Genomic DNA, 14099 nt, shown 5'->3' with positions numbered 1-14099 from the left:
ATTCATGCTGAACCTTATCCCTGATGCCAAGTGGGGCTCATGATCTCACATCAGGGACTTGTTCGCACCTTCCCTAGCCGAGTAATGACAAGATTTATTTTTGTCAAAAAATCGCTCTCTTTAGCCATCCATTTAACTAACTTAATCTTGGATTCGTCATCCTTACAGTTTTTCTCTTTTATATACGACTGCAGAATGTCCTGTATCGTACCTGCAGCAAAATCGGTAACACTTAACAAGTCACTTGTTAAGACATCATTCTTAAAAGGTTTAGCAAAGCCAAGAATATCAAATTCATAATCGCAGTACATTTTTAAGACATTGGAATATATCTTTTGAGTATCGTCAAATGAGCGTTCATTGCCATCCTCATTAATTGCATCATTGTCGCAAAGCCACAGAACTTTTTGCCCTTGATGTCCAAGCATGCTTAAAAACATACATAGTGGATGTAGTACTCTTAAAAGTTTTTCTGCATCCTTCCCTTTCCAACCAAGATAGTTATGACTAGACAGGAGTTCAACAAGTTCTTTACGAGATGCTTGTGTGTTTAACCCAAAAACAGTCCCAATATTTCGATCTATTGAAACCGTGACTAGTGCACCATGTATGTACTTATCAACTAATTCCAGATATTCTGACAATGCCCTTTTGATTGGACCATATCTCAAGTCTTTATAATTAAACTCTTTGAATGGCTCATTCAATAAGTGTTTTGCCCTCAGCTCTTTTACCTTCTCTTCAAACACAAACCGTTTATCAGCTGAGAGTATAAGGAATGCATAAGTTGAGAATTCTGCACCTTTATGTTCACCACCAAAATCAGACATTATAAATAATCCATCATCGGCACTAAAATCAGGCAACTCAGAAATCCCACTAATATCTCTCGCAAGTAACCTAGCGTATAAAGGGTAATTATCATTTATACATTTAAATTTGTATTCGTTTGGTTTTCTGACTTTCAAGCGAGTTCTCCATTATAAATTCAAGCTTTTATTAAGAGATAGGCAATGCAACACCTAACTTTCAGGGCCGTAGGTTCGATTAGCGCAGCGTAATCGGACGTTCGCGGTCTTTCTAAAATATTTCTTTTTAACTCACCAAAAACAGCCCAGATTACCACTTCGCCCCACCAAAAACTGACTCTCGAACTGGCACCGGTCGTTACATTATTGCAATATTGACGTGGAGTGTCACCGCGAGCGTCCGATTACGCCTACCGGCTAATCGAACCTACGAGCTGATATATGCAGTCACCTAACCCATTACACCGTACACATGGAGCCAGACCTTAGTTGCGAGTCACACTTAAAAGCTTTGTTATGATTGTGCTAAGTGGGAATGCTGCTTGCTATTTTTAATAAAATCTTTTAGCCCATATCGACCTTTAAATATTTCAGCCGAAGCCAAAAGCTGTACGTAATCAACCTTATCAATAGGGCACTCTTGTTCTTCTTTCCAACTAGCAAACGCGTAAACTATTAATACTGAACCAGGCTCTAAACCATTGTAGTAGCTGGAATGTATAATTGAATTCCCCCCAACAACGTCATAAAACTTCTGACTCCAATACTCTTCTATAGACTGAAGTACCATCTTGTAATGCTCGGTTTGCAACCTACCTTTAAAAATCTTATACTTTTCCAGTTCTCTAGCAGCTGACAACCATAATATTCTAGATGATTTTACAATGTTATCTGAAACACCATCTCGAGTTAACATCTCATATGCAGACTCAAGCTTCCTAACGGAAGAATCAAAAATCTCCTTGTCCATTGTGACTTGTTTATCAAATTTATCCTTACGGAATGAAAAATACAATCCAGCAAAAGCAATCACTACAGCCATCAATGAAACGGCTGCTGAAAAAACTGAAATAATATAATTCTCGTCCACTTACAACCTCTAAAAAAACAACTAATACAGTAAATGAAGTAAATGAAGTAAAGCATTAATATTACCGACATAAGTCTTGAATTAGTAGCAATTCACTTTACTTCAACTTTTAACTCCACTTGTAACACCGTGAAAAAACATAGTCAATAAATGAAAATGGAAAATACTACAAACCTCAACTTTTTGAATAATTTGGGACTTTGCTCGAAGCAATCCAGTCTCGTTTCTGGGTGACATACATTTTTTTCCCCACTGCCTGACCCATATAAAAAGGCCTCATTAAGAGGCCTAATCAGAAATATTCAGATTCCGGCTGATAGCCAGCTTTTGTGGCAATCAACCCGGTTCTGGTGACAAGGGCAACACCTGCCCATCCAGCGCATGATCACTATTGGATGGATAGTCCGGCACCGGCTCGCAGTAGGGAATGCGGCTTAGCACCGGCGCCTTGACCAGAGCGGCCAGTTGATCGGAGCGGCGCAGGCTGGCATCCGCCAGTTCGGCCACCAGCGCCAGACCGCAGCCCAGCCCCAACCCGCCAACAATGCCCGCCAGCAGAAACAGCCAGAGCGGGTAGTTGCTCGGCTTGCTGGGGGCAAAGGGTTTGTCGATCACCTTGATCCGCTCCCCCTGCTCGAAGTTGCCCAGATCGCCGGTCACCTTGGCCTTCTCATAGCGCAGCAACAAATCCTGATAGAGGGTGCGTTTGACCGCCAGATCCCGCTCCAGCTCGGCGAGCTGGCGCTCGGTATCTCCCTGGGAGTCGACCACCTTGTCCAGCCCATCCAGCTGGCTCTTCAAGCCAGCGGCGTTTTGCTCTGCCTCCGTCAGCTGCGTCTGGGCCAACTGCCACTCGGGCCCGCGGGCCATGTCCGGTTGGGATTTGAGCTGCTCGAACTCCTGCTGCAACTGGCCAATCTGATAGCGCAGACTCTGCACCTTGCTGTGCTCGTCGCTGTAGCGAGCCCGCAGCAACACCAGCTCGGTGCGCATCAGTTGCAGCTTCTCATCCAGTTGGCGGGCCAGCTGGCTCTCCTGCCCCAGCGATAGCTGATCGACCCGGGCCTTGGCCTGCTGCAAGGTGATCAGGCTCTCGGCATAACGCTCCTGCAAACCATAGAGACGGGCGACGTTGGTACTCTGCTGCTGGGGCAAGGCGCTGGCATGCTCCCGTTTGAAGTCGGCGAGCAGCTGCTCGGCCTCTTGCAGTTCGCTGCGGCGGCTGTCGAGCTGGCTTTGCAGGAAACGTTCGGACGATTCCGCCGACTGGCGCCCCTTGCTGAGCAGGTTGAAGAAAAAGCGCCGCGAAATGGCTTCGAGCAAACCGGCGCTGTTGGCCGCCGAATCCGCTTTTACCTTTATCTCGATCACCTCATCGCCGATCAGCCGCAGCGAGACGGCACTCGAGAGCCAGTCCATGATGGCATCGCGCTGAGCAGGCGGGGTCTCGTCATTGACCAGGCCACGATCCCGCGCCACCCCGTCCAGCACATAGCGGCTGCGCAGCAGGGCTTCGAGCACCGCAAAGCGATCCTTGAGACTCTCCTGAGTGATCAGATCCTTGAGGGTCGGGGTCTGGTTGGCATCTTGCGGCACCATAAAGGTGGTGCGGCTCTCATACTCCTTGGGGGTGAGCAGGCCGACCGTCACGCCCACCAGCGGCATTACCAGCACCGGGATCAACAGCAGATAGCGACGGCGCCAGGCGGCAAAGAGAATGATGTAGAGGTTGTAATAGAACTGGACAGGCATGGCATCACTCCCTGAGAAAAGCCCTCCCCCCGCACGATGCAAAGGCAGTGCCACTACAGGAGCTGATCGCCTCTGTGGGCAGATCGCAAGAGTGGTACAAGATTCGCATTCTCCCGCTATCCGGGGTGTCACCCCTTCCCTTGCCGGAGCGCGAACCATGTTGTCACCAACCCCGTCGCACAGACCCCATCCCCGCAGGGGCGCCAGCACCCAGCCCGTCTTACAGTCTGTCGTGCAACCTGTCGTACAAATCGTGCAGCACCTGCAGCCCGGCGGGCTGGAGACCATGGTGCTCAACCTCACTCAGGCGAGCCCCGCCGAGCAGCCGGTGCATATCATCTCCCTCGAAGGGCGCAAAGGGGATGTGTTAAGGGCATGGCCCGCCCTGCGTCCCTTCGCAGGCCACATTCACTGTCTGGAAAAGCCCGCAGGCTGGTCGCTGGCGACCCTCTGGCGGCTCACCCGACTGTTGCGCCAACTCAAGCCAGCCGCGGTACATACCCACCATCTGGGGCCTATGCTCTATGGCGGCCTCGCCAGTCGGCTGGCCCGGGTGCCTACTCTGGTACACACAGAGCACGATGCCTGGTATCTCGATGATCCCCATCAGCGCACGCTGGCCCTGTGGGGACTGCGCGCCTTCAAACCCATTCTGGTGGCCGATGCCACGCCGGTGGCCAGCCAGCTGCTGGCCAAGCTGGGCCAGCTGTCGCCAACCGTGATCCCCAACGGCATCGATGAGCAGCGCTTTGCCCCGGGCGCCGCCGCCCTCGCCCGTCAGGAGATGGGATTGCCACAAGGGGTCAGGTTGATTGGCTGCGCCGCCCGCCTTGAGTCGGTCAAGGGCCATACCTTGCTGCTGGAGGCGATCCGCGCCTTGCCGGAGGAGGTGCATCTTGCGTTGGCAGGGGTCGGGAGTTTGCAAAATGCGTTGCAACAACAGTGTCAGCAGCTGGGGATCGCCCATCGGGTCCATTTTCTGGGGCTGGTCGAAAACATGCCGCGCTTCTATCAGGGGCTGGATCTCTTCTGCCTCCCCTCGCTGGCGGAGGGGATGCCGCTTTGCGTGCTGGAAGCACAGGCCTGCGGGGTACCGGTGGTGATGAGCGATGTGGGGGCGGCCAGAGAGATCGTCTGCCAGGCCAGCGGCCATATCCTGTCGGAGCGAGATCCCGGCCGCCTTGCCCAGCTTCTGGCACAAGGGTTGCTGCAGTGCCATAGCCTGCGTGCCGTCACCCGAGAGTTTGTGTGCCAGCAAAACAGCTTGAGCCGGATGGCTCAGGCCTATCAGCAGCTTTACAGCCGCTGATCAAGCGACCCGATGACCAGAGGAGCATCCCATGGAGTGGATCATGATCGTGTTCTGGCTGTGCGCTGTACTGGTGGTCTACCACCATGTCGGCTATCCCCTGCTGCTCAAGCTTGGTGGTCGGCAGGCGCGCAAGGGGGCCAATCCTCCCCGCCCCCTGGATCGAGGGTTCAAAACAGACGCCACCGATGAGGCGCTGCCGACCATCACCCTGCTGATGCCGGTCTATAACGAGGCGGCGACCATCGCGGCCAAGCTGCAAAACCTCGCCAGCCTCGATTACCCCGCCGACAAGCTGTGGGTGCATGTGCATTTCGACGGCTGCAGCGACAACAGCTACCCCATTGCGCTGAGCCAGCTCGGTGATCCCGCCCTGCAGCAGTTGCAGATCAGGCTGTTTGATCACCCCCGCAATCGCGGCAAGGTCGCCGTGCTCAACGAGGCCATGACCCGGGTGCACAGCGATCTGGTTGCCCTCACCGATGTCTCGGCCCTGCTGCCCATCGACAGCCTGCTGCTGGCAGTTGCCCATTTTGCCGATCCCAAGGTAGGGGTGGTCGGGGAAGCGTACCGCTTCTGGCAACCGGGCTCCCAGGGCGAGGAGAGTTACTGGCACTATCAAAGCCAGATCAAGCTCTGCGAGTCGGCCCTTGGCGGCATGCTGGGTGCTCACGGGGCCTTTTACATGATGCGCCGGGAGTGCCTCACCCCGCTGGCCGCCGATACCATCAACGACGATTTCATCCTGCCGATGCAGGCCATCGCCAAGGGGTATCGGGCGGTCTATGACAATCGCTGCGCCGCACTGGAGCTGGAAGTTTCCGATGCCGCGCTGGAGGCGACACGGCGCAAGCGGATCGGGGCTGGCAACACCCAGCAACTGCTGCGGTTGCTGCCCCTGCTACACCCCAAGTTCGGCTGGGTTGCCTTCAACTTTGCCAGTGGCAAGGGGCTGCGGGTGTTGATGCCGCTCTGCCTGACCCTGCTGTGGCTCTGCGCCATCCCGCTGGCCACCCAATCCCTGCTATTTCAGCTGTTGCTGGGGCTGCAACTGCTGGGGTATCTGCTGGTCATCCTGATCCAGCTGACCCCTGTGCACCCCTGGCCCAATCTGTTTCGCAAGATCCACTATCTGGTGCTCGGACACTGGTACAACGGCATGGGCACCCTGCGCTACTGCCTGCGCGCCCCCATACGTTTCATGTCACAGGAGAAAGCCGTATGACACACCCCATTCCAAGATTGACCCTGGTGGTCAAACGCAGCATGGATCTGCTCGGTGCCACTCTTGGCCTGCTGTTGACGCTGCCGTTGTGGCCGCTGATCATGCTGGCCATCCGGCTCGATAGCCCGGGGCCGGTGTTCTTTCGTCAGCTGCGGATCGGGCGCAGCCACGCCACCCATACCGAGCTCTTTTTCATGATCAAGTTTCGCACCATGCGCGCCGACGCCGAGGCGGCTACCGGGCCGGTCTGGTGTGGCAAGGGGGACAGCCGGATCACCCGCAGCGGCGACTTCCTGCGCAAAACCCGGCTCGATGAGCTACCGCAGTTTATCAATGTGCTCAAGGGGGAGATGTCGCTGATCGGCCCCCGCCCGGAGCGACCCGGGATCGCCAACCGGCTGGAAGATGCGGTGCCGTACTTTATCGAACGCACCTATGAAGTGGCCCCCGGCATTACCGGTCTGGCGCAGGTCAATCAGGGTTACGACGAGTCGCTGGATGATGTGCGCAGCAAGCTGGCGTTCGATCTGGCATACTCGGTTGCCCTGCTCCACCCCTGGCGCTGGCTGGTGCAGGATATGCATATCATCGGCAAGACGATTGCCATCATGGTCGGCAAGAAGGGGCGCTAATTCCGCCGCGCCGACCTCAACCATATCTCAACGCCCATCAGGCCATTGCCACTGCAATGGCCTTTTTTATGGCGCATCTTTGTGGCACGTCCGCAGTGATCACTGAGAAGTCAGCGATCTGATCGCCATCATCTGGCCCCATCCATCCACAGGCCGGATGTCCGCTTGACCAACCGCAGAAACCCGAGCGTTGCGTGATCACAGAAGCAATCCGCCCCCTGCAACCCCTAACACCGGCACATAAAAAAACGAGTGGCCAGCGGCCACTCGTTTTGACAGGTTTCTCCGTGATTCAGGCGCCGTAGACGGCCAGAATATCGGTCACTCTGTTGCTCACGCTGTATCCGCGGGCGATGGTGTTGCGGGCCGCCTGACTCATTTTGCTGCGCACCACCCCATCGCTGCGCAGCCAGTAGTTGACCAGCTCCGCCATATCCCGCACATGGCCGGGCTCCACCAGCCAGCCATTGGATTTATGGTCGATCAGATTGACCAGGCCCCCCACCGCAAAGGTACAGACCGGTATGCCGTGAGCCATCGCCTCCAGGGCCACCAGCGGCAACCCTTCAAAGCGGGAGGTGATGCAGAGCAGGTCGATGTTGTGCCACTCATTGGCCATGTTCTGGAAACCATGAAGCTGGACGCGATCACCATACTGCTGCAACAAGCCGCTTTTCATGGGGCCATCCCCGTAGAGATGAAACGCCCCCTCCGGGCAGAAGGCGGCCAGCTGGCAGAACGCCTCCGGCCCCTTTTCCGGCGAGAGGCGGCCGACAAAGGCGATCCGGTTGCCAGTTACCGATGCCGGCGTCGCAGGCATGGGGACAAAGTTGCTGATCACCGTGCTTGGCACAGGCAATTTGCGAGCGATGGGCTCGCTCACTGCAATACACTTCGCAAAACGCGCTGTGGTGCGATCCAGCCAGCTGTAAAACTTCAGCAACCCCTCCCCGTCATCCCCACTGTGAAAAGTCGAGACCACCGATTTACCGGTGAACCAGGCCGTCAGCCGCCCCAGCACCCCGGCCTTATAGCCGTGGGTATGGATCAGCACAGAAGCAGGCTGGCGGGCCAGACGGCGCATAAAGTCGCGGCTGTTTTGGCACACCTTGTAGGGCAAGCCCTGTTGTTTGAGCAGGGTCGTAAAGGGGGTCATACCGTGGTTGCTCACCAGCATTATGGTGGGGTGAAATCCTCTGGCCAGCAGATCGTTGGCCAAGTGGATAATGTGAACTTCTATTCCACCGACCTGACGCGCATCGATGGCCAGCCATATCTGCTGCATGGGTAACATAGGCACCTCCTCCCGTGGCTCCATGCCACCTGAAATGAGGCGCTGCATAGAGCGGGCCAGTCAGGCAAAGAGGGGCAGGATCAGGCGCCGGGACAGGCGACCAGCAGGAGGGTCATGTCATCGAGGGCGGCATCATTGATGCGCTCATCAAACCAGCGGGCAATGCGATGAGCCAGTTGCTCAAGACCGGGCCCTGAGGTCAGGCAGATCTCCTTGAGCTGCGCCTCCCAGCGCTGGCGCTCTGCGGCATCACGGCTATCGAGCAGACCGTCGGTCCAGAACAGCAGGATCTCGCCGGGCTTGAGCTGACGCTCATTGGTCACGAAGTGGGGATCCGGGCGCAAACCGGGCAAGGGGCCGGTCACGCCGACCTGACGGATGGTGCCGGGCCCGACCAGCCAGGGCGCCGGGTGGCCCGCACTGGCCCACTGCACCCGCCCCTCGTTGCCGAGCTCAATGCAGAGGGTGGTGAGCAGGGTAGCCCCGAGGAGCGGATCACTGTGAACCGCATTGGACAAGATGGTCAGCAAGCGGGCGGGGGCGCGCTCCAGATCGTGGGCGGTCAGCAAACCGCGCAGATAACCGGCATAGGCATGGGCAAAAAACTTGGCTTCCGCATCGTGGCCCATCACATCCCCGAGCCACAGCACCCGATCCTTGACCAGCAGAAAATCCCCGCCCCCCACAGTAGCCGCGCGGGTTTGCAGCGCCAGCTGGTATCCCCCTATGGCGGTGGCGGGCAATAACGGGCGCAGCGCCGAGGTCATGCGCTGATCCAGCTGTTCGCCCCATTGCGACTTAAGCTGCTGCGAGCGTTGCAGCACCCGCGAAACCGCCAGCAACAGGTCCTGCTTGGTGATGGGTTTGACCAGAAAGTCATCGATCCCCAGCGCCCCCGCCCGACTCTGGGTCCACTGATCCTGATGACCGGTCAGGAAGATAAAGGGCACCCCCTTCATCTTGGGATCCTTCATCAACTGCTGGCGCAGCCCAAAGCCATCGATCCCCTCCATCTCGATATCGGAGAGCACCAGAGCGGGGGGCTGCTTCCCGAGCGCCAGCAGGGCGGTATGGGAGTCGGCATAACTTTCAACCCGGTAGTGCTCATGAAGGTAGGCGGTGAGCAAGGCACGCATCACCTTGTCATCGTCGATCACCGCGAGCACCGGCAGTTGGTTGACCGGGCCCTGCTGGCGAAGGGTCACGCGATTGCGATCACCGTCGCGAGAGAAGTGCACCTCGGCAAACAGCTGGTGCACCAGCGCCAGCCCGTATCCCCCCTCCTGCAGCTCATCGGGTAACGGCGCGCTGGCAAGACCGGGTTGCGGACCGCCATCATCCTCCAGTATCAGACTCAAACCCGTTTCATCCTCTTTCAGCGTGAGCCAGAGCCTGGTCGCGGGAGGAGCTGTGTGCTTGACACTATTGGTGGCCAGCTCACTGAAACAGAGCAGCCAGTTGGCTTGATCCTTTGGGGAGACCTGAAACAGGGAGAGTCCCTGCGCCAGCCGGTTGCGCAGTTCGCGCACCGACTGCAGGGTTGCCGGAGCAGATCGCAACCAGTCATCCATATCGGGCCTCCATCAGCGGGCGATCAGATCCGGAAATTGAGCAAGGCACTGCGCCGGCACCAGCGCTTGAGCCATTCGGTCACCCGGTTACTGGGCAGCCGGTTGAGTTCGCGCAGGATCTCGCTGGCCAGCCCCGGGTTGAGTTTGTCGTTATAGACAGCGCCAATCAGATTGGCCTCGGCACGGGTCAGTTTATCCACCGCACTTTGTACCACCGTCGTCGGCGTCACTCCCGCCAGCACCACCAGCAGTGCCCCTTCACAGGCCCCACACACCTGATCGGCCGGAATATTACCCCGATTGAGGGCAGTGAGCGGTGAGGTATCGAAGATCACCACGTCGTAATGCTCCAGCCAGCGAACCAGCAATTGGCGCAAGGTATCCTTGTTACGAAAAGCCATCAGATCCTTGCCCGGAGCCGGGAGCAGCGACAACGACCGACCAGTGGCCACCGGCTCGGGCACATCATTGGGCCCCCAGGCAACCGCCGTGGCGCGGCCGGGATGATAGAGGTTGAGATCCACCAGCAGGGTGCGCAGCCCATCCGCCTCCGAGCGTCTTGCCAGCGCATCGCAGATGGAGCTCACCCCCTCCCCCCCTTCCGACGAGGTGACCGCCAGAGAGCGGATCCCCCGGGCGACCGTCGCCGCGTAGAGGGATTCGAGCTCCAGATATTGAATGGGGATGCTCATATCAAAGCGTCCCGACCAGGGCCACCACCGAGATTGTGGTCAGGATGTCGCGCATGCCATCCATGAAGATGGCCCAGTTGCTGCTTTTGCTGTCAGGGATAAAGACGGTGTCCCCTGCACGCAGCACCGGCAACTGGCTAAAGTCGGGCTCTTTGGCAAAGCCGTCGAGATCGAAGCTGCGGGCCTGATCCCCCTGACCACTGGTGGCCATGTTGATCACCACAATCTTCTTGATATAGGCGCTGCTGGTCGGCCCCCCCGCCTCGGCCAGCAGATCCAGCAGGGTCATGGAGGAGTCAAAGCGGTAGCGCCCAGGGCGGGCAATCGCCCCCAACACCCGAATGGTGTTCTCCTTGGGCTCGTCTAGCCAGGGACGATTCTTCTCCGGCAGGTAGATGGAGTCGCCGGGCAGCACCTTGGGCAGCAAGGTTTCATCGCCGGTTTCAAAGTAGAGGGCAAGGTCGAGCTTGCTGACCCGCGCCGTGCTGCCACTGCGATGGGCGATGCGCACATTGCGCAGATCCGCCGCCGCAGTCGGACCATCGGCGGCCGACAGGATGTCGATAAAGCCCATCTGCTCATTGAAGGCATAGCGACCGGGGGCTCCGACCTGACCGAAGATATAGATGGAACTGTCCGGTGACTGGCGCACCCACTGGGACTTGTTGTCACTGGGATCGGTGGGCAGCTCGGGGATCATGATGGTGAATCCGGCCCGGATCTTCGGCAGGCTGGCCAGCGCCCCCCCCTGATGAAGGAACTTGTCGAGATCAAAAAGGGTTGGCGTGGCCTGCCCCCCTTCGGCAGTCAGGATCTGCACCTTGGCGATATCGGCCCGCTCGTTGGGCCCTCCGGCGTGGGCGATCAGATCCAGCAGCGACATTTCGTCAGACCATTCATAGCGGCCCGGGATCCGCACCGCCCCCATCACCATCACCGCCCGCCCGGGTGCCACCTTCAACCAGGACTTCTCGTTGATATCGGTTTTTTCCGGCACAAAGATGGCATCACCTGGTTTGACTTGGGGCAGCGCCTTTTGCATCCCTTCGGTATAGGCCTGCAAGTCGATGGGTTCGATCGTGCCATCGGTGCGCAGCAAACGGATCTGGCGACTCTCGGCATAGCGGGTCGGGCCACCGGCATTGGCCAGAATATCGAGGAAAGAGTCCCCTTCCCGCCCCTCATAGGCGCCGGGTTTGAACACCTCGCCCATGATGTAGATAGTGCGTGCCCCCCGTTTTATCTGCTCTTCATCCTTGGGCACGAAGATGGTGGCGCCCGGCGCCAGATTGGGCAGCAGCTTGTTGTTGCCGGAGTCGAGATAGGCTTTGAGATCGAACAGTTCGGGGGCATCACCATTGATCACCCGGATCCGCTCCACCCCGGCAAAACGGGTTACCCCACCTGCCCGCATCAGCAGATCCACGATGGAGTTGCCACTCTTGAAACTGAAGGCGCCGGGGCTGTTGACCTCGCCAAACACCTTGATCGCCTTGCCGGTATCGCCATCCCCGCCTGCCGCCAGGGTTGCCGCATCAAAATCGATCTGCACGTTGCCGATCAGCGGAGAGGCGGGTACGAACACCACATCAAGGGATTGCAATGGCGGCAACACGCTGGCATCACCGGTATCGAGATAACGCTTGTAGTCGAAGCTAGAGACCGTGCTGCCGCGCCGCACCTGCATGTTGTTGAGCTGGGCACCGGGCACCAGACCACCAGCGGCATCGAGGGCCATCTGCACGTTGCCATCGGGCGCCAGATCATAACTGCCGGGTTTTTTGACATAGCCCATCACGCTGATCAGCAGCCGCTTCTCCAGCAAGGTGACGGTCAATTGAGAGAGGTTGTTGTAAACAGGTTTGAGGGCGGTGCGGATCAGCTCATCCGCCTGTTGCAGGGTCTTCCCCCCCACCACGACGTTGCCAACTTCAGGCAGTGCAATCTCCCCCTGCTTGTTGATCTGGAAAGGCTGATCAAAAGCAGGCTCACCGGGTTGCACTATGGCCAACCGATCACCGGGAGCCAACAAGGCGGAGGCCAGTAACGGGCAGGTGAACAACAGCAAGAGAACACAGATCAATCCTTCGAGAGCGCCCCGTTTCATAGACATCCTTTTCGTCTGTTACGTCTGCCCCCATTGGCGTAAGGGGAGCCCTGACCAATCAGCACGACAGCCATCCGCTGTTGTCTGTTGCAGCCGCAAACGTATTTGTTGTAGTGATTGTGCCAGCACGGTCTGACGCCAGGCTACATCCGACCAGAGCCGTCCGTGCATATCCCGTTCGATATCAATACGTTGAGATTGTAGTCGTTTCAACTCGGCAGGCATACACCCCTGCAGACTCGCTTGCTTTAATTCCGTCAGCTGCAAGTCGAGTTCCTTCTGACGCTCATCATAACGAGACCAGACCCTCCGTTCATCCTCATTGACCGGAATACGGGTGGGTCTTGCCTCGGCCATGCCGCCATACCCCTGTGGCGGCCACTGCGCGCAACCCGACAGCAGAATGGATGAGAGCAGGATACCAAAGCGTTTCATGATGCAGCGGCCATCATGCCACGGGAACGCATATAGGCCTTGATGCTCTCATGGCAGGGGATCACCCGGTCGATATGCAGCATCTCCAGCAGGTCATGGGGTTGACCGGGTCCGCAGACAAGGGCCATCTGATGCCCGTTCATAATCAATCTTTTATAGAGAAATACCAAGGCTCCGATCCCCGACGAATCGATAAAATGAACATCGCTGATATCGGCCAGGATATCTCCCGGGTGGGTCGAGAGGGTTTCAAACAACGGGCGGAGCTCACTGACGGCCATCGCGTCAAACTCGTTTTCCAGTACCACTACCTGGATATCATTAAGGGTGTAAGTCATGCTTTCCATCGCTAGCTCCTTGTCGATTCTCAGACTATTTGCTGTCACGGCATTCAGCACGTTGCAAATGTTATGCCGGGCAGTGCCACGGCACTTGTTCTCCAAATGATACTCTTTGCTCCTTATTCATCGACACCCACTCCTCGTTTTGATTGCCAAATTGCAATTAACCTCCCCCGCACGTTGCAAACTGCAATTCACCTTGGCCGAGATCGCTCGATAACAGGCTAAATGGCTGATAATTCAAGCCCATTAGACTGGGCCCGATTATTGCTTGCCTTTGGACACACTTCACAAGCCACCTTTGGCTCGGCCCCCATGCCGCCATTTTCCAGGAAGGAGAGATCATGAAAGCAGGCCTTTACATCGCACCACTGCTGGCAGCCCTTTGCGGCACCGCATACGCAGCCCCCTCCCCTGACCGCGCCGTGTTGAAGGTTGAAGGCGCCATCAGCAGCCCCACTCATCAGGCTCTGGCCCTGTGGGACAGCGCCATGCTGGATCAACTGCCGGTACACGAAATCAAAACCCATACCCCCTGGTATGACGAAGCCAAGACTTTTCGCGGCCCGCTGCTGCAAGATGTATTGGCCAAGGTCGGGGCAACCGGCAAACAGCTCACCATTACCGCGCTCAATGACTACTCGGTACAGGTGCCGACAAGCGATGCCGAGCAGTATCGGGTCATCCTCGCCCGCACGATCAATGGCAAGCCACTATCGGTGCGTGACAAAGGGCCGCTGTTCCTTGTCTATCCGTTCGATCAATATCCCGAACTGCAAAACAAGCTCTATTACGGTCGGGCTATCTGGCAGATCAGTGCGATAAAAGTGGAGTAGATCCCA

Annotated in this window: 13 protein-coding genes; 4 read left to right on the top strand and 9 right to left on the bottom strand. The window is 57.2% G+C overall.

Annotation, left to right across the window (positions count from 1 at the left end; genetic code table 11):
* Positions 1-50: 50 nt before the first annotated feature.
* From OKB77_RS06615 to OKB77_RS06605, 3 genes are all read right to left on the bottom strand, one after another.
* Complete coding sequence (locus OKB77_RS06615; RefSeq protein ID WP_270817198.1) at positions 51-968, bottom strand: hypothetical protein; 918 nt, start codon at positions 966-968, stop codon at positions 51-53.
* 355 nt (positions 969-1323) lie between these two features.
* Entirely contained in the window at positions 1324-1899 is a 576-nt protein-coding gene (locus OKB77_RS06610; protein WP_270817197.1) for a hypothetical protein, read from the bottom strand.
* Between the two features lie 336 nt (positions 1900-2235).
* Entirely contained in the window at positions 2236-3651 is a 1416-nt protein-coding gene (locus tag OKB77_RS06605; protein WP_270817196.1) for a GumC family protein, read from the bottom strand.
* Positions 3652-3904: 253 nt separating this feature from the next.
* On the opposite strand from OKB77_RS06605, the gene OKB77_RS06600 reads away from it, so the two are divergent.
* The 3 genes from OKB77_RS06600 to OKB77_RS06590 are packed head-to-tail and all read left to right on the top strand — an operon-like array spanning position 3905 to position 6817.
* On the top strand, positions 3905-4960 hold the full coding sequence (locus OKB77_RS06600; RefSeq protein WP_270817194.1) for a glycosyltransferase: 1056 nt from the start codon (positions 3905-3907) through the stop codon (positions 4958-4960).
* Between the two features lie 31 nt (positions 4961-4991).
* Entirely contained in the window at positions 4992-6185 is a 1194-nt protein-coding gene (locus OKB77_RS06595; protein WP_270817193.1) for a glycosyltransferase family 2 protein, read from the top strand.
* The gene (locus OKB77_RS06590; protein WP_042052827.1) at positions 6182-6817 is read left to right on the top strand and encodes a sugar transferase; all 636 of its coding nucleotides are present in this window, start codon (positions 6182-6184) and stop codon (positions 6815-6817) included. Before OKB77_RS06595 ends, OKB77_RS06590 begins: the two co-directional genes overlap by 4 nt.
* Positions 6818-7109: 292 nt before the next feature.
* On the opposite strand, the gene OKB77_RS06585 is transcribed toward OKB77_RS06590, so the two are convergent.
* The 6 genes from OKB77_RS06585 to OKB77_RS06560 form a co-directional block, all read right to left on the bottom strand.
* A complete protein-coding gene (locus OKB77_RS06585) occupies positions 7110-8111 on the bottom strand; it encodes a glycosyltransferase family 4 protein (protein ID WP_270817191.1) in 1002 nt (333 codons plus the stop codon).
* An 80-nt stretch (positions 8112-8191) separates the two neighbouring features.
* On the bottom strand, positions 8192-9682 hold the full coding sequence (locus OKB77_RS06580; protein WP_270817189.1) for a SpoIIE family protein phosphatase: 1491 nt from the start codon (positions 9680-9682) through the stop codon (positions 8192-8194).
* 23 nt (positions 9683-9705) lie between these two features.
* Complete coding sequence (locus OKB77_RS06575) at positions 9706-10374, bottom strand: tyrosine-protein kinase family protein (RefSeq protein WP_005360129.1); 669 nt, start codon at positions 10372-10374, stop codon at positions 9706-9708.
* Between the two features lies 1 nt (position 10375).
* Complete coding sequence (locus OKB77_RS06570) at positions 10376-12481, bottom strand: SLBB domain-containing protein (RefSeq protein ID WP_224969957.1); 2106 nt, start codon at positions 12479-12481, stop codon at positions 10376-10378.
* An 18-nt stretch (positions 12482-12499) separates the two neighbouring features.
* Complete coding sequence (locus tag OKB77_RS06565) at positions 12500-12916, bottom strand: hypothetical protein (protein ID WP_270817188.1); 417 nt, start codon at positions 12914-12916, stop codon at positions 12500-12502.
* Positions 12913-13263, bottom strand: a complete 351-nt coding sequence (locus OKB77_RS06560; RefSeq protein ID WP_005333409.1) for an STAS domain-containing protein — start codon at positions 13261-13263, stop codon at positions 12913-12915. The genes OKB77_RS06565 and OKB77_RS06560 overlap by 4 nt, the downstream gene beginning before the upstream one ends.
* 338 nt (positions 13264-13601) lie before the next feature.
* On the opposite strand from OKB77_RS06560, the gene OKB77_RS06555 reads away from it, so the two are divergent.
* Positions 13602-14093, top strand: a complete 492-nt coding sequence (locus OKB77_RS06555) for a molybdopterin-dependent oxidoreductase (protein ID WP_270817187.1) — start codon at positions 13602-13604, stop codon at positions 14091-14093.
* Positions 14094-14099: the final 6 nt, after the last annotated feature.

The organism is Aeromonas sp. Y318-3 (assembly GCF_027706185.1).
GTDB classification, from domain to species: domain Bacteria; phylum Pseudomonadota; class Gammaproteobacteria; order Enterobacterales; family Aeromonadaceae; genus Aeromonas; species Aeromonas veronii.
This window is presented reverse-complemented; position numbering and strand designations above follow the sequence as displayed.